This window comes from Pseudomonas sp. Ant30-3, assembly GCF_000690905.1.
Taxonomy (GTDB): Bacteria; Pseudomonadota; Gammaproteobacteria; order Pseudomonadales; family Pseudomonadaceae; genus Aquipseudomonas.
This window is the reverse complement of the sequence record NZ_JMCL01000066.1, coordinates 16,517-33,654: the sequence shown is the minus strand read 5'-3', so window position 1 is coordinate 33,654 and position 17,138 is coordinate 16,517. Positions and strand designations below refer to the sequence as shown.

The 17,138-nt window shown below is 58.1% G+C and carries 11 protein-coding genes and 1 pseudogene; 4 read left to right on the top strand and 8 right to left on the bottom strand.

The genetic code is table 11. From position 1 onward, the window contains the following. Nucleotides 1–74: 74 nt before the first annotated feature. Both DU29_RS01000000130090 and DU29_RS0117035 read left to right on the top strand, forming a co-directional pair. Nucleotides 75–2,456 (top strand): annotated as a pseudogene (locus tag DU29_RS01000000130090) (efflux RND transporter permease subunit); the annotation flags it as partial. Then, complete coding sequence (locus DU29_RS0117035; protein WP_028622754.1) at nt 2,453–3,874, top strand: efflux transporter outer membrane subunit; 1,422 nt, start codon at nt 2,453–2,455, stop codon at nt 3,872–3,874. The pseudogene DU29_RS01000000130090 and the gene DU29_RS0117035, both read left to right, overlap by 4 nt. A gap of 120 nt (nt 3,875–3,994) precedes the next feature. Here DU29_RS0117035 and DU29_RS0117030 read toward each other — a convergent pair whose 3' ends face one another. After that, nucleotides 3,995–7,720, bottom strand: a complete 3,726-nt coding sequence (locus DU29_RS0117030; protein WP_028622753.1) for a hypothetical protein — start codon at nt 7,718–7,720, stop codon at nt 3,995–3,997. 154 nt (nt 7,721–7,874) lie between these two features. Beyond that, nucleotides 7,875–8,984: a PilT/PilU family type 4a pilus ATPase gene (locus DU29_RS0117025; protein WP_028622752.1), complete on the bottom strand. Its 1,110-nt coding sequence runs from the start codon at nt 8,982–8,984 to the stop codon at nt 7,875–7,877. Between the two features lie 114 nt (nt 8,985–9,098). Between DU29_RS0117025 and DU29_RS0117020 the strand changes: the two genes are divergently transcribed. Then, entirely contained in the window at nt 9,099–11,636 is a 2,538-nt protein-coding gene (locus DU29_RS0117020; protein WP_028622751.1) for a PAS domain-containing hybrid sensor histidine kinase/response regulator, read from the top strand. A 54-nt stretch (nt 11,637–11,690) separates the two neighbouring features. Beyond that, nucleotides 11,691–11,966: a peptidylprolyl isomerase gene (locus DU29_RS0117015; protein ID WP_028622750.1), complete on the top strand. Its 276-nt coding sequence runs from the start codon at nt 11,691–11,693 to the stop codon at nt 11,964–11,966. Between the two features lie 72 nt (nt 11,967–12,038). Here DU29_RS0117015 and DU29_RS0117010 read toward each other — a convergent pair whose 3' ends face one another. The 6 genes from DU29_RS0117010 to DU29_RS0116985 all read right to left on the bottom strand — a co-directional run bounded on the left by DU29_RS0117010 (nt 12,039) and on the right by DU29_RS0116985 (nt 17,132). Beyond that, complete coding sequence (locus DU29_RS0117010) at nt 12,039–12,956, bottom strand: sugar kinase (protein ID WP_028622749.1); 918 nt, start codon at nt 12,954–12,956, stop codon at nt 12,039–12,041. A 129-nt stretch (nt 12,957–13,085) separates the two neighbouring features. Beyond that, a complete protein-coding gene (locus DU29_RS0117005) occupies nt 13,086–14,303 on the bottom strand; it encodes an amino acid deaminase (RefSeq protein WP_028622748.1) in 1,218 nt (405 codons plus the stop codon). Nucleotides 14,304–14,342: 39 nt separating this feature from the next. Next, complete coding sequence (locus DU29_RS0117000; protein ID WP_028622747.1) at nt 14,343–15,107, bottom strand: IclR family transcriptional regulator; 765 nt, start codon at nt 15,105–15,107, stop codon at nt 14,343–14,345. A gap of 145 nt (nt 15,108–15,252) precedes the next feature. Further along, nucleotides 15,253–15,642: a RidA family protein gene (locus DU29_RS0116995; protein ID WP_028622746.1), complete on the bottom strand. Its 390-nt coding sequence runs from the start codon at nt 15,640–15,642 to the stop codon at nt 15,253–15,255. Between the two features lie 39 nt (nt 15,643–15,681). Beyond that, a complete protein-coding gene (locus DU29_RS0116990) occupies nt 15,682–16,473 on the bottom strand; it encodes an amino acid ABC transporter ATP-binding protein (protein ID WP_028622745.1) in 792 nt (263 codons plus the stop codon). After that, the gene (locus DU29_RS0116985) at nt 16,470–17,132 is read right to left on the bottom strand and encodes an amino acid ABC transporter permease (protein WP_028622744.1); all 663 of its coding nucleotides are present in this window, start codon (nt 17,130–17,132) and stop codon (nt 16,470–16,472) included. Before DU29_RS0116985 ends, DU29_RS0116990 begins: the two co-directional genes overlap by 4 nt. Nucleotides 17,133–17,138: the final 6 nt, after the last annotated feature.

The window sequence follows — 17,138 nt, the reverse complement described above, 5'->3', positions numbered from 1 at the left end:
TTTTAGAAAACCCAAACAAATCATGTAGATAGAAGAGAAGTGAGTGAATTTTTCCTTTATCTCGGCATGACCCCGAACTCGGTTCCAGCCAGTACGCGTTGCGTTCGCTGCTGAACAACCAACCGGCGGTGGCGATCCCGATCTTCCAGCGTCCCGGCTCTAACGCGATCGACATCTCCAACGATGTGCGCGGCAAGATGGCCGAGCTGAAAAAGAACTTCCCGGAAGGCATGGACTTCAGCATCGTCTATGACCCGACGATCTTCGTGCGCGGCTCCATCGAGGCGGTGGTTCACACGCTGTTCGAAGCACTGATCCTCGTGGTGCTGGTGGTGATTCTGTTCCTGCAAACCTGGCGCGCCTCGATCATTCCGCTGGTGGCAGTGCCGGTCTCGCTGATTGGTACGTTTGCGGTGATGCACCTGTTCGGCTTCTCGTTGAATGCCTTGTCATTGTTCGGCTTGGTGTTGGCCATCGGTATCGTGGTCGACGACGCGATTGTGGTGGTGGAGAACGTCGAACGGCACATCGAGCTGGGGGAGACGCCATTCGAAGCCACCAAGAAAGCCATGCGTGAGGTGACCGGGCCGATCATCGCGACGGCACTGGTGTTGTGTGCGGTATTTATCCCGGCGGCGTTCATTTCCGGACTCACCGGCCAGTTCTACAAACAGTTCGCCCTGACCATTGCCATCTCCACCGTGATCTCCGCGTTCAACTCGCTGACACTGTCGCCTGCCCTGGCCGCCGTGCTGCTCAGAAGCCACGACGCACCGAAAGACCGCTTTACCAAAGTGCTCGACAAACTGTTGGGCGGCTGGCTGTTCCGTCCGTTCAACCGCTTCTTCGAACGTGCCAGCCGTGGCTATGTCGGGACGGTGGGCCGGGTCATTCGCAGCAGCGGCATCGCCATGATCGTCTACGCCGGTTTGATGGTGCTGACGTTCTTCGGATTCTCCAGCACGCCGACCGGCTTCGTACCCGGCCAGGACAAGCAATACCTGGTGGCTTTCGCGCAATTGCCGGATGCCGCGAGCCTGGACCGCACCGAAAACGTGATCAAGCGCATGTCCGACCTGGCCCTGAAACAGCCGGGTGTGGACAGTGCCGTGGCCTTCCCTGGCCTGTCGATCAACGGCTTCACCAACAGCCCGAACGCCGGCATCGTGTTTGTGACCCTCAAACCGTTCAACGAGCGTAAAGACGCCAGCATGTCCGCCGGTGCGATTGCCGGTGCCTTGAACGGCCAGTTCGCCGAGATTCAGGAAGCTTACATGGCGATCTTCCCGCCGCCGCCGGTACAAGGCCTGGGCACCATTGGCGGTTTCCGTCTGCAGATCGAAGACCGGGGCAACCTCGGTTACGACGAGCTGTACAAAGAAACCATGAACATCATCAACAAGAGCCACAACGTGCCGGAACTGGCCGCGTTGTTCACCAGCTACACGGTGAACGTGCCGCAGGTCGATGCTGCCATCGACCGGGAAAAAGCCAAGACCCACGGCGTGGCCGTCAGCGACATCTTCGACACCCTGCAGATCTACCTGGGTTCGCTGTATGCCAACGACTTCAACCGCTTCGGTCGTACCTATCAGGTCAACGTGCAGGCCGAGCAGCAGTTCCGCCTTGAGCCGGACCAGATCGGTCAGCTGAAAGTGCGCAACAACAAAGGCGAGATGATCCCGTTGGCGACCTTCATCAAGGTCAGCGACACCTCGGGCCCGGACCGCGTGATGCACTACAACGGCTTCATCACCGCTGAAATCAACGGTGCAGCGGCCCCTGGCTACAGCTCTGGCCAAGCCGAAAAAGCCATCGAGAAATTGCTCGCGGAAGAACTTCCGAACGGCATGACCTACGAATGGACCGACATGACCTATCAGCAGATTCTGTCCGGTAACACCGCGCTGTTCGTGTTCCCGCTCTGCGTATTGCTGGCATTCCTGGTACTCGCCGCGCAGTACGAAAGCTGGAGCCTGCCATTGGCGGTGATCCTGATCGTGCCGATGACGTTGCTGTCGGCCATCATCGGTGTGATTGCATGGGGAGGCGACAACAACATCTTTACCCAGATCGGATTGATCGTACTGGTGGGACTTGCCTGTAAGAACGCGATTCTGATCGTCGAGTTCGCCAAGGATAAACAGCAGGATGAAGGCATGAGTCCGCTGGAAGCGGTGCTCGAAGCGTGCCGCTTGCGTCTGCGGCCCATCCTGATGACCTCCCTTGCGTTCATCATGGGTGTGGTGCCACTGGTGTTCTCCAGCGGTGCCGGTGCCGAAATGCGTCACGCGATGGGTGTGGCGGTGTTCTCCGGGATGCTCGGGGTGACCTTCTTCGGTCTGCTGCTGACGCCGGTGTTCTACGTGCTGATCCGTAACTTCGTGGAGCGCGGTGAAAAACGCAAAGCGGCCAAAGCGCTCAAATTGGATAAGCAACTGGAGGCGCAACAATGAGCCTGAAAGTCTTCCTGCCGAGTCTCTTGGTACTGGCCCTGAGCGCCTGCGCCGTCGGCCCGGACTATCAGACACCGGCCACCGAACGGGCCAATATCACCAGCGCCACCGACGGCGCGGCCGGTCAAAAGAATTACGACCGCGCACGTTTCGAAGGCATCTGGTGGCAGCAATTCGAAGACCCGACCCTCAACCGTCTGGTCACCCAATCGCTGCAAGGCAACCGCGATTTACGCGTTGCTTTCGCGCGCTGGAAAGCCGCCCGGGCGATTCGTGATGACGCCAGCAACGACGCCATGCCGACCATCACCAGTCGCGCCAGCAGTGAAGTGGGCAAAGGGCAGATTCCGGGCCAGACCACGCAACGGGTTAACAGCGAACGCTATGACCTGGGGCTGGACATGGCCTGGGAACTGGACTTGTTCGGACGCATCCAGCGCAACCTGGAATCCAGTGACGCCGAACAGCAAGCCGCTGAAGCCGATCTGTATCAGCTGCAAGTCAGCATGATTGCCGAGCTGGTGGACGCCTACGGTCAACTGCGCGGTGCACAGCTGCGCGAGAAGATCGCCCTGGCCAACCTGAACAACCAGCAGGAATCGCGCAAGATCACTGAAAGCCTGCGCGATGCCGGTGTCGGCGATCAGCTCGACGTGGTGCGTGCCGATGCCCGCCTGGCCTCCGTTGAAGCCAGCGTGCCGCAACTGCAGGCCGAACAGGTTCGCCAAAAAAATCGTATCGCCACCCTGTTGGGTGAGCGTCCGGACAAGCTGAGCGTTGACCTCAGTCCGAAAGATTTACCGGCAATCGCTAAAGCACTGCCGATTGGTGACCCGGGCGAACTGCTGCAACGACGTCCGGATGTGCGCAGTGCCGAACGCCAGTTGGCCGCAGCCACCGCGCGCATCGGTGTGGCCAAGGCTGATTTGTTCCCGCGAGTGAGCTTGAGCGGTTTCCTCGGCTTCACCGCCGGGCGCGGTTCGCAGATCGGTTCTTCGGCGGCCAACGCCTGGGCACTTGGCCCGAGCATCACCTGGGCAGCATTCGATCTGGGCAGCGTGCGTGCGCGGTTGCGCGGCGCCGATGCCGAAGCTGAAGGCGCCCTGGCGACCTACGAACAGCAAGTGCTGCTGGCATTGGAAGAATCGGAAAACGCTTTCAGCGATTACGGCAAGCGTCAGCAACGCCTGATCTCGCTGATTCGCCAGAGTGAGTCAAGCCGCGCCGCCGCCGAGCTGGCGCAGATTCGTTACCGCGAAGGCACTGACGATTTCCTCGTGCTGCTCGACGCGCAACGCGAGCGCCTCGCCGCAGAAGATTCGCAGGCCCAGGCCGAAGTTGATTTATACCGCGGCATTGTCGCGATCTACAAAGCACTCGGCGGTGGCTGGCAACCGGAGACGGTCGCCGCCCAGTAACGTTTCAACGAGCTCCTTTGGTTGGCCGCAACCAACCAAATTTTTAGCCCCGCGCCTTCATTCGGTCGCGGGGTTTTTTTATGCCGTTTGATGGTGTTTTTCCAACTGACCGCCGTCGGTTCAGCGCGCGTTCAAGTCGACCACTACGGCCCCGGCAACGGCCTCGCTCGCGTTGGCGCCGATCGCTGATTTTATGACGTCCATATTGGCGTTGAACGCTTGCTCGTTAGTGATGCGCTGGCTGAGCAACGCCACCAACAACGCATAGGAGTCAGCATTCACCAGCGCTTGCGAATGATCGTAATGACCAGCCGTCGTTTCTCCGCCAGGCACTGGGTGATTTCCTGCCGCCAGGTTCAGCAAGGCAGCCACGTTCAGTGCCTGATCGGTCGCGCCTTGTCCTTGTGTATCTTCAGCGCTTACCAGATCCAGCGCGCCCGGCCCACCACGTAACAGGCTCTGAATAAGGTCATCGGCGACTTGCCCATAGTTGTACCCTGACTGCGCAAAACGATCTGTCAGACCGTACGGATTGATCGTCAGATATTGATGATCCTTCTTCGCCGAATCAGTCGCGTTTTTCCATTCCTGGTACTTGTCGGCCTGTATCGAAATGGTTCCTGCGTGGTCTTTGAAGCCGTCCAGAAAAACGTTGCTCACGGAAACACCTTGCACGTCGGCCCTGATTATTCTGAGGCTGTTGAGCAATTGATCCCGAGCATTGGAAGAACTCCCCAGAAAGAGCCCGATGGCAAGGTCCGTCTCGAACGTGAAGGCTGGCGTTGTAAGCACCGATAGCGCGTTGTCGATTTTGTGCCGGGCAATTGGCAGGCTCTGCTCAATCAGATGCTTACTGACGTCATTGGGCAGCGACCGGCGTACGCGTGACAGTGATGCTTCCTGAGTGGGGATGAAATTGGTCAACGGCTTGCCCCAAGGCCTGTTATGCCGATTGATGGCGTACCACTGATCGTTCTTGAGAATGACATGCACGTCAAAGGCTACTGCATCACTACCATGCGGTCGCCATTTACCCTGGCTCAAGCGCCGAGTGTTCGCTGCCTGGAGCAAATCGACGGATTTGGCACCTCCGGTCAGTGAGCGCATATGGAACGAAGCCTTTTCAATCAAATGAAGGCTGTGCGTGCTTAAACGTAAACCAGTCTGATAGAGGGATTTGATTTTTTTGTAAACGAGCGTCGGTACCCCATCGAGCGGATTGAAAACCGAAATCGCTGTTTCGACGGCGTAGAGTGCCAGAGTCGTTGCCTTTGAGGCGGCCGAACCAACCTTTGCCAGCGTAGTGAGCGTCATGGAGACCGCACCTAGAGCAGTGAACACCAGCCCGATCGTATCCATGATGCAGCCGTAGATGCCGTCGACAATTTTGTTCCTTTCACCTGACATTAAATCTTCAGAGCACTTTTTAAATGGCACGATCAGATCAACAATGAAGGTGACCCACTCGTCAAAAGTGTTGCTTGCTCTTTCGCGATCGGTGGGCACCGTCGCTGCGTATTTCAGTTCTTCAATCGAGGCGAAGAACTTGTTGTCCGCGATAAACTTTGTAATCAGGCCGAACTGCGGGTTGACGAAATTGGTGTAAAGACTGCGCTCGTGAGAAAAGCTTGTGGAGGGTGCTTCAACGCATCCCAACTTCTCAATCACGACCGTACTGAGGGTACCGTTCCGGGATTTGGCACCTTTGGTGTAGGCATTGATGTCCAGAGGAAGGTGATACGGTGTAGCTGCAGGCTGCAGCTCGTTCAGATCTCCGTGGAAGTCGACTCTGGATGCCGAGTGCATTTTCCCGGAACCGTTGATCAACTGCCCGAGTTTGATATTTTTGCGGCATTCGCCTCGCAGCGTAAACATTTCGTAGCACGTCACCCGACCATTGTTATCTGAAGCGCACATGATGACGCCGTAGCGGCCGGTTGCCTGATCTCGGCTTAGTTGGCTTTCCTTAAGTTGAGGTGTTTTGAGATTGGTGCCCGAATATCCGGCTTGGCCAGTCGGGGTGCCTACCAGTTCGCCTCCGGCTGGACGCACTGTAAAGAAGGTTATTTTGCTAGATTTCAGAATTTCCCGATCAGGCATCGGCAGTCCTGACAAGGCAAGCTTCATCGTCGTCGCTAGCGCGGCTTTCAGATTGCTGTGGTGCTCGGACACTGCGGCTTCGAAAGCGACCTGATTTGATGGCAAGTGATACAGGGCCGGGTAGAGATCGCGGAAAACAGGCGTCTCCCATCGATCCCAATCTTCCATGTCCCCTTCTATGTGCAAATCAAGCATTGACATCTTGAAGGGCCTGGAGAGTCTGTGGGTATTGTGACTGAGCAATTTCTCCTCAAGCACATTACAACCGGGCAACGCTCCCTTTAAAGTTCGTAATGCAATTTTACGGCGATTGGGCAGTGGTGCCAAAAGCGCCTGGCCGGTCTGGACCAGTTCGCTCGCGAATGCCTGGTAAGCCGCAACGGCTTTCTGCTGCGCCTGCTGGCGTGTCGAGAGAGCCGCCTCAGCCGTAATCACTTCGTTGATCACGGCCCAATCGACAATCGATTCGATCGCGGCAATGGCCCGCACACTTTTCATCGCTTCATTGACGGGTTTTACATCTGCGAAGTCCATGATTTCGCTGTAGCTCATGTAACGTGCAGCGCCCTTCAAGGTGAGCTCGATGTAACTCACTGCTTGCGAAAACAACACCCAACGTACCGAGCCCACCGTTAGTTCGGCCGGGATGGATTTCACAATCAGCTCGGGCGCCACACGGGCAAGTAACAAGTGGGAAGCAAGTGGTACGAGGTCCCGTGAGACCCGTTCGTTTTGGACAAGGTACCCTTCCAATTCCAGTCGAGATGAGAACGGGTGCGCATCTACCAGATGGGTGCCGTAAATATCATAGGTCCCGACCCGATGTCGTCCCGCGTCCTGCCAAGGAGTGAGATCGAGCAATATCGCGGTAACCAGCAATTGTCCCAGCTCTTCTTTGCTGACTTCTTCATGTTCTTTCACCCCATACCACTGCAGAGGTTCGATGTATTTTTTTGCGAAAGCCTGGGATGAGCTCTCAAGTACCAGATCAGCAATAAGTACATCGGCGTTATGATGACTGGGATTATCTGGAAGATTGTCCCGCGCAGCCTCATACAATGTATCCAGCAGACTTTTTTTTGCCGGTACGAATTGCAGTGTAAGTCGGCGAATCTTTTTCATTTCATCAGAGGTCAGCACTATGGAAGTACTGTCGAGGCCGGTAATTTGATCCCAGTAATTACCGAGGTAATCGACAGCGGGAAGATCCGCCTCAAGATATTTTAGAAGATTTCTGGCACCCTCCGCATCCGCTGGCACATCAAGCCCGTGGAAACGGAGCCATTGAGGAATACTGGCATACTGAGCGCAATACAGTTCGCCACCGGTAAATTTTGCGGCAGACACTAGGTTCTGCAAAGCTCTTGTGGCTTCTGGGTCTCTCTTGACGCGTTCCGTGAGCTCCACTGATCCTTTAGGGTTGTAAACATACAGGCCACCGTCTGCGCTCACAAAACTGTTTCTCGAATGCAGGTTTTCCTCCGCAAATATCGATAATATCAGGGGCAACTCCAGAAAAGCCTGAAACAAGGCTATTGCCGGAGCCTGAACTTTATACAAAGAGGATTCCGCCTCCAAAACCATATAACTTTCAGCCCATGTAAAATCTGCATCGTCATATGCATCAAATAAACTGGAACCGATACGGTGGATTGCATTTTTGCGCTCCGCGAGATCCGCTTGCATGCACGCGTTATTATCTTCGGAGGCGAGGATCATTCGATTTAAACGTTGATCTAGTTTCATTGTGTAGCCTTCATTTGGTTATGGATTTTCACCTCCCAAACTCAACCACATCATTATCAAGATCAACGCACAAATTATTAATTTACGTAACTACAACGCAAGCATCAATACTAGTGCTCGGTTCGGCGCGAACGGTAGAGCTGATATATGTTTGTTAATCCACTAATCCCCACTCCCCCGACGGCGAGTGCGATGAGAGTGTTGTCTCGGTGTGCAACTTAAGCCGCAGCCGCAGGTTATTGACTGAATCGGCGTGCTTGAGTGCTTCTTCCTCTGTAATCGCGCCTTCTATGACGAGGCCAAACAGCGCGCCGTCGTAAGTCTGCATGCCGGATTCGGCGGATTTCTCCATGATCCCTTTGAGCTCATCGAGCGCGTTCCGGCGGATCAGATCGCCAACGGTTGGCGTGCCCAGCATGACCTCCACCGCCGCCCGGCGCTGCCCGTCGCGGGTGCGCACCAGCCGCTGGGAAACGAACGCCTTGAGATTGTTTCCCAGGTCATGCAACAGCTGCGTATGCCGTTCTTCCGGGAAAAAATTTATGATGCGATCCAGCGCCTGATGGGCGTTGTGTGCGTGCAAAGTAGAGATCACCAAGTGACCGGTATCGGCAAATGCCAAGGCATGTTCCATGGTTTCGCGGTCGCGAATCTCGCCGATCAGCACCACGTCCGGGGCCTGGCGCAGGGTGTTCTTCAATGCCGCGTGGAAGCTGCGGGTGTCGACGCCGACTTCACGCTGATTGATGATCGATTTCTTGTGCCGATGGATGAACTCAATGGGGTCTTCGATGGTAATAATGTGGCCGCTGCCATGCCGGTTGCGGTAATCGATGAGGGCCGCAAGTGAGGTGGATTTGCCCGAACCGGTGGCGCCGACGAACAGCATCAACCCTTGTTTGAGCATCACCGTTTCCAGCAACACCGGTGGCAGATGCAAGTCCTCGTAGCGCGGAATATCCAGCTTGATGTTGCGTGCCACGATCGACACGTCGTTGCGCTGTTTGAAGATGTTCACCCGGAAACGTCCGACGCCCGGTAGCGACATTGCCAGGTTCATCTCCAGTTCCCGATCGAACTCCAGGCGCTGTTCGGCGTCCATGATGGACGCTGCAATTGCAGCTATCTCGCCCGGCTTGAACGGCTGGTCAGAGAGTATTTTCAATACCCCGTCGAAGCGTGCGCTGGGTGGCGCACCGGTAGACAGGAAAAGATCGGAGCCATTTCGCGTGGCCAAGAGACGTAACAGGGCATCGATTTCCATGGCAAAAGGCATCCGCAACATTGAATGAATAAAAAATGACCGAAAAAATTCGTCCCGCGTCTACCAACATAGGATAGTAGACGCCGCCACACGACAGACGTGCAGGAAATCTTGATGAACGCATCACCTATCGGCAGCGATGCCCAGGCCTTGATTGCCAGACTCGACTGGGCAGCCACGCCACTCGGCGCCGCCAGCACCTGGCCGCAAAGCCTGCGAACCGCGGTGGACATCGTAATCCACTCACCGATGCCGATGCTGCTCCTCTGGGGGCCACAGCTCACGCAAATCTACAACGACGGCTTCGCGCTGCTGGCGGGCAACAAGCATCCTGCCGCTTTCGGACAGCCGACACACCAGGTCTGGCCAGAACTCGAAGATTTCACCGCGCCGATTTACCGCGCTGTTTTCCAGGGCCAGGTGCGCACCTACAGCGAACAGCGCTTTAATCTGCAGCGCAACGAAGGTAATTCCGATTTCTGGCTGGACCTCACCTACAGCCCGATCTGTGATGAGAGTACGCAAGTCGCCGGGATTCTGGTCACCGCCATTGAAACCAACGAGCGCCGGCGCATTGCCCTGGAGCTCGAGCAGCGCTCCGCCGCCAGCCTCAAAGCGCAACGCGAAACCGAGGAGCGCCTGCAACTGGCGCTGGCCGCCACCGACGCGGTCGGCACCTGGGATTGGGACATCAGCGAGGACCGCTTCATCGCCGACGCGCACTTCGCCCAGTTGCACGGCGTCGACCCGCAGCGCGCCGGCCAGTTGCCGATCAGCGATTACCTCGAGGCGGTGCACCCGGAAGACCGTTCGATGGTCACGCGCAGCATCAAGCATTGCATCACCCACGGCACCGAATACGCCGAGGAATATCGCCTGTTACAAGCCGATGGCCAGGTCCGCTGGGTGTTTGCCCGAGGGCGTTGCTACAAGGACCACCATGGCCGGCCGATCCGTTTCCTCGGCGCCGCGCTGGACCTGACCGAGCGCAAGCACACCGAGCAGGCCTTGCGGCAGAGTCAGACCGAGTTGCAGTTGATCATCAACGCGATGCCGATCCTGATCAGTTATGTCGACCGCGATGAACGCTTCCGCCTGAACAACGCCGCGTACCTGGACTGGTACGGGCTGACGCCGCAAGAACTCTATGGCAAGACGGTTCTCGAAGTCCTGGGGCCAGAAGCCTACGCGTTGCGCGCCGGATACATCGCCCAGGCGCTTGCCGGCAATACCTGTCGCTTCAGCATCAGCACCCCTCATCGTGATGGCAGCGTGCGGCAGGCCTTGATGAATTATTTGCCTCGCCACGGCGCGGATGGTGCGGTGAACGGTTTCTACATTTTTGTGATCGATGAAACCGAGCGTACAAAGACCGAAGAAGCCATGCGCAATCTCAATGAAACGCTGGAAGAACGCGTCGCAGCCCGCACCCGTCAGCTGGCCGAAGCCAACGAAAACCTGCTCAGTGAGATGTTCGAGCGTGAGCGCGCGGAAGACGCGCTCCGCCATGCGCAAAAAATGGAAGCGGTTGGTCAGTTGACCGGCGGCATCGCTCACGATTTCAACAATATGCTCACCGGCATCATCGGCAGTCTCGACCTGGTGCAGCGCTACATTGCCGACGGCCGCGCAGCGGAAATCGGCCGGTTCACCGAGGCAGCAGTGTCATCGGCCAACCGTGCCGCCGCCCTCACCCATCGTCTGCTGGCGTTCTCGCGGCGCCAGTCGCTGGATCGCAAACCTCTTGACGTCAACGAGCTGATCCACTCGCTGGAAGATTTGCTCAGCCGCACCAAGGGCGATCACATCGAGCTGCAACTGCAACTCGGCGCCGACATCTGGGCCGTCAACACTGACGTCAGCCAGTTGGAAAATGCCTTGCTCAACCTGGTGATCAATGCTCGTGATGCGATGCCCGATGGTGGCCGACTGCTGATCGCTACTGCCAATGTGCACCTGAACGGCAGTGCCGTGCCGACGGTGGAGACGGCCAAACCTGGCGATTATCTGATGATTGCCGTGAGCGACAATGGCACGGGCATGACGCCTTCGGTGCTGGCCAAGGTCTTCGACCCTTTTTTCACTACCAAACCTATCGGTCAGGGCACGGGGATGGGGCTGTCGATGATCTATGGCTTCGCCCAGCAATCCGGTGGTCACGTCGACATTGACAGCGTGCCGGGCCAAGGCACGTGCGTACGTTTGTACTTGCCCAGGTTGCTGTCGTCGGAGATCGAACAGCCGCTGTCACCGCCCACAACCGAGGCGCCGGCGGCCTTTGCCGGGGAGACGGTGATGCTGGTCGAAGATGATCCGGCGGTGCGGATGCTGGTGCTCAATCTCCTTAACGAACTGGGCTATCACGCTCATGAAGCCAAGGATGCCCAGTCTGCCCTGCCCTTGCTCGATTCAGACCTGCGTGTGGATCTGCTGGTCACCGATGTCGGCCTGCCTGGCATGAACGGTCGCCAGCTGGCGGAAATTGCCCGTCAGCACCGGCCGCAACTCAAGGTGCTGTTCATGACCGGTTATGCAGAAAAAGCTGCGGAGCGCCAAGGGTTTCTCGAGGACGGCATGGACATGGTCGCCAAGCCGTTTTCAATCGATGTGCTGGCCAACAAGATTCGCACGATGATCAACCATTCCGAGTGACTTGAGGCATAATCGCGCGCCCCGCTGTCACCACCGTTGCAAGGTATCGTCCTGATGAAAGCTCAAGCCCGCCACATCTTGGTGAAGACCTCGGAAGAAGCCGAGCAACTGAAACAACGCATCGCCAAGGGTGAAGCCTTCGATGTGTTGGCCAAGAAATACTCCACCTGCCCGTCGGGCAAACGTGGCGGCGACCTTGGTGAAGTGCGGCCGGGGCAGATGGTCGGGGTGATTGATGCGGTGATTTTCAAGAAGCCGCTGCGGGTGGTGCATGGGCCGGTGAAGAGCAAGTTTGGCTATCACTTGGTGCAGGTGTTTTATCGGGATTGAAGAATGCTGCACACAGTCCACTGTAGGAGCGAGCCTGCTCGCGAATCGACTGCGCAGCAGGCGGCCATTCCATCACCGCGGAATCAACGCCCCCGGCACCTGAATAACCCGACTCGCCAAACGATGCCCCGCTTCAGCTGCTTCCTCCGGATCGCCACCTTTCAGCCGACAGGCCAGGTATGCTGCACTGAACGAATCCCCCGCCGCTGTCGTATCCACTACCCGCTCGACCTTCTGCGCGGGCACTTCAAACACCTCGCCTTCACACCGAATCAAACACGCCTCCGCGCCGCGCTTAAGCACTACCTCCGACGTACCAATTTGCTCATACGCCGCGAACACCGCGTCGCAATCGGAAAAGTGAAACAGTGCCTGTTCGTCTTCGACGGTCAGCAGCGCCAGATCTAAGTGGGGCAGAACGCTGCGGTAGGCGGCCCGCGCATCTTCGACTGTCGCCCACAGGCGTGGTCGATAGTTGTTGTCGAAGACGACTCGTGCACCCCGCATGCGCGCTTCGATCAGGGTTTCCAGCAACTTTTCGCGCCCCTGCACACCCAGTACTGCCAGGGTGATACCGCTGAAATAAAGCACGTCGTACTGCGGCAACGCTGCCAGAATCGGCGCCGCCGCTGCGGTGGTGAAGCACTCGCGCACGGCGGCTTCGTTGCGCCAGTAGAGAAACCGTCGCTCGCCAGCTGCGTCGGTCTGGATGCAATACAAACCCGGCAGGCGACCCGGCAAGCGCTGGACCATCGAAAGGCCGACGTTCTCCTGCGCCCAACTGCGACACATGGCATCGCTGAAGCTGTCATCGCCCAGCGCAGTGACGTAATCCACCGAACCCTCGCTGCCCAGTTCGCGGGAGAGATAGACCGCCGTGTTCAAAGTGTCACCGCCGAAGCTTTGTTGCAGCGTGCCGTCGGCGCGTTGCTGGAGCTCGATCATGCATTCGCCGATCAGGGCGATGCGCGGGGAGGTTCGGGTATTCATTGGAATAAGGTCTCTGCCGTAGCGATGTTGTCTGGATGGCCCTCATCGCGAGCAGGCTCGCTCCCACAGGAAACGCATTCCAGTGTGGGAGCGAGCCTGCTCGCGAAGGCCGCACCTCGGTCCAAAACCTTAAAAACAGGTTTCCATGGTCTCGATGACGTTCAACTGCTCATCCACCAGACAGCCGACCCGCCACTTGTCAAAGGTCAGGCACGGATGGGAAGTGCCGAAAGAAATGATATCCCCGACGCGCAAGTCAACGCCCGGCGCCACGCTCATGAACGCATGCTGGTCCATGACCGCCGTCACTTTGCAGGCGCTGACATCGTCGCCCGTTGCCGGAATCGCGTCCGCTTTGTAACGCAGCAATGGCACCGGCAAACCGGCGTCATACGCGACATCGCGCTTGCCCAGTGCGATCACCGCTAACCCCGGTTCCGGCAGCGACTGCACGTGCGCCCATACTTCCAGCGCCGGACGCAGGCCTTCGTGCAGATCGCTGCGACGGTCGAGTACGCAGCATTGCGCTTCCTTGTAAATGCCATGATCGTGCGCCACGTAACTGCCCGGGCGCAGCACGCTGAGGAAACGGCCGGCAGCATTCTGCGCTTCGAACGATTCAGCGATCAGGTCATACCAGGCTGATCCCGAGGCAGTGACGATCGGCTTGGGAATGGCGAAGGCGCCGCTGTCCTGCAACTGCACGGCGAGACGCACCAGGGACGCTGCAAATGCGCGGATGCCGGTTTCCGCTTGATCGCCGTGGATCACCCCTTCATAACCTTCGATGCCGGTCAGCGCCAGGGCCGGTTGCGCATTGATGGCTTTAGCCAGAGCGACCACTTGATCTTCGGTGCGGCAGCCGCAACGACCACCGACCACGCCGTATTCGATCATCACGTTGAGGCGCACACCGCGCGAGCCGAAATACGCGCCCAAGTCCGCAACGTTGTCCGGGTGATCGACCATGCAGTGAAATTCGAATGCCGGGTCCGCCAGCAGGTCGGCAATCAGCGCCATGTTCGGCGTGCCGACCAATTGGTTGGCCATCAACACCCGGCGAACGCCGTGGGCATAGGCCGCACGGGTTTGCGTGGCGTTGGCGAGGGTGATGCCCCAGGCGCCCGCGTCCAATTGCCGGCGAAACAGCGCCGGGGTCATGCTGGTTTTGCCATGGGGCGCCAGTTGCGCGCCGCTGTTGCTGACGAAGGCCTGCATCCAGCGAATGTTGTGCTCCAACGCCTCGCGGTGCAGCACCAGCGCGGGCAGGCTGACGTCGCGCACCAGGTTGGCGCCGGTATGTGCAGCGCCTTTCTCCACGGCGGCTGAAGAGTGGACAGAAGACATGTTCAAATTCCTTATGTGCGCGGCCGTGAGCAGCCGCTGTTATTCGTTGATGCGACGCGCCAGGCTGTTGGCGCTGTCGATCAGCACCCGGCGATAGTCGTTGTGGTTTTTCTTCGCATCGGCGCGCGGGGCGACAATGCAAAGAGTCGCGATGGCCACGCCGTTCGGGTCTTTGACCGGGGCGGCGAAGCAATGCGTGAAGGTGTCGGCGACGCTGTCGAAGGAGAAAAAACCGTCAATGTGCGCCTGACGGATCTCCGCCAGAAACTGCTCCAGCGGCAGACGCTCGCCATCGGGCAAAATGAAGTCGTCGGGGTCGATCAGGTCAGCGATGGCCTGGTCGCTCAAGTGCGCGAGCAGCAATCGTCCGGAAGCCGTCCACGGGATTGGCGCGTTTTCACCGATGTCCGAAGAAATGCGAAAGTGCCGCTCGCCCTCCTTCATCAACGCCACGGTGTATTTGCGCCCGTTAAGCAGGCACATCTGCGCCGTTTCACGGGTTTGGCTGACGATCTCCTGCAACGCGTGATCGGCTTCGCGGGTCAGGTCGAAATGGCGCAAGTGCGCCTGGCCGAGGAAGTACAGCTGCCGGCCGAGGTAGACGTGACCGTCCTTGCCGACGGGTTCCAGAATACGGCGTTCCAGCAGCGAGGCGACCAATTCGTAGACCGTGGATTTGGGGCTGCCGATGCCGCTGGCGATTTCATTCGGGCGCAGCGGCTGGCCGATTTCCTTTAGAAAATCGAGAATATCGAACGCCCGATCCAGGCCCCGGGCCCGGCGTTTGATGGTGTCTTCGGTCATGTCAGTGATTCCCATACAAAGTGCCGGGAGTTTAACCAGAGTGCGTCGTCGACAGTTAGGCCGCCATCGCGAGCAGGCTCACTCCCACACAGGAATGCGTTGCCTTGTGGGAGCGAGCCTGCTCGCGAAGAATCCACCGCAGGGTTCAGGCCTTCTTCTTGTACGCGATGCAATCAATCTCGACCTTGCAATCCACCATCATGCTCGCCTGCACACACGCACGCGCCGGTGCATGCTCACTTTTGAAGTACTCGGAAAACACCTTGTTGAAACTGGTGAAATCCCGCGGGTCCTCCAGCCACACGCCCGCCCGCACCACGTCCTCCAAGCCATAACCGGCCTCTTCGAGAATCGCGATCAGGTTCTTCATGGTCTGGTGGGTCTGCTCGACGATGCCACCCGTAATGATCTCTCCGTCGACCGCCGGCACCTGTCCCGAAACGTGCAGCCAGCCATCGGCTTCAACGGCTCGGGCGAAAGGGCGAGGCTGACCGCCAGCGGCGGTGCTGCCAGTGCCGTAACGAGTAATGCTCATGAGTGTTTCTCCTGATGTAAAAATGAATTCTGTGAAAAATCAGAACCGCGTGTTCTTCAGAAACTCCGCCAGACGCGGCGACTGCGGGCGTTCGAACAATTCCTTGGGCGGTCCCTGTTCCTCGATCCGGCCCTGATTCATGAACACGATCTTGTCGGAGACTTCGAAAGCGAAGCGCATTTCGTGGGTCACCAGCAACATGGTCATGCCTTCATCTGCCAGGCCTTTGATCACGTTCAACACTTCGGCCACCAACTCCGGATCCAGTGCCGAGGTGACTTCGTCGAACAGCATCAAACTGGGGTTCATCGCAATCGCTCGGGCAATCGCCACACGTTGCTGTTGACCACCGGACAACTGCCCCGGAAAGTGATCACGACGCTCCAGCAAACCGACGCGCTCCAGCCATTTCTCGGCCAGCGCAACCGCTTCGTCCTTGTGCATTTTTTTCACTTTCAGCAAGCCGAGGGTGACGTTCTGCAGCGCGCTGAGGTGCGGGAACAGGTTGAATTGCTGGAACGCCATGCCGGTCATCGCGCGATGCCGGGCGATGACTTTTTCCGCATGCCGCACACGTTTGCCGCCGACCTCGTCATAGCCGATCGACTCGCCGTCCAGCAGGATTTGTCCGCCCTGGAATTCTTCGAGCATGTTGACGCAGCGCAGCAACGTGGTCTTGCCCGAGCCGCTGGAGCCGATCAGTGTGACGACATTGCCGCGCTGCATGGTCAGGTCGACGCCCTTGAGCACTTCGAGCTGACCGTATTTTTTGTGCAGCCCGCGAATGTCCAGCAGGGGCTGAGCGCTGGCGATAGTGGTAGGTTGAGTCATGGCAAGGCCACCCGCTTTTCAATGTGCCGGCCGAATAATTCGATGGCGAAGTTGATGACGAAAAACAGAAATCCTGCGAACAGGTAAAACTCCAGGGTCATGAAGGTGCGGGCGATGATCTGCTGCGTACTCAGCAGCAACTCCGCCACGCCGATCACCGACAACAGCGTCGAGGCCTTGACGATCTCGGTCGAGGAATTGACCCAGGTCGGCAGAATCTGCCGCAGTGCCTGGGGTAACAACACGTAGCCAAGGGATTGATAAAACGTTAGACCAATCGCTTTGCCCGCCTCCATCTGGCCACTGGGCAAGGCTTGCAACGCGCCCCGCACAATCTCGGCGACGTGCGAACCGCAAAACAGTGTCAGGCCAAGCGCACCGGCCTGGAACGCGCTGATCTGCCAACCCAGTGCCGGCGCCATGTAAAAGCAGGCCAGCACCAGCACGAAGACTGGCGTGCCGCGAATGATGTCAACGTAAAAGCGGAACGGCGCACGCATCCAGAACCTGCCGTAGGTCAGCACCAGCCCGGTGACGATGCCGAGCATCGTGCCGAACAAAATTGCCAGCGCCGAGACTTGCACGCTGGTCAGAAAGCCTTGCAACAGGACTTCCCGCGCCACCCATAATTCATGCAACCAACTGGGGGATTCGTACATGGGGCC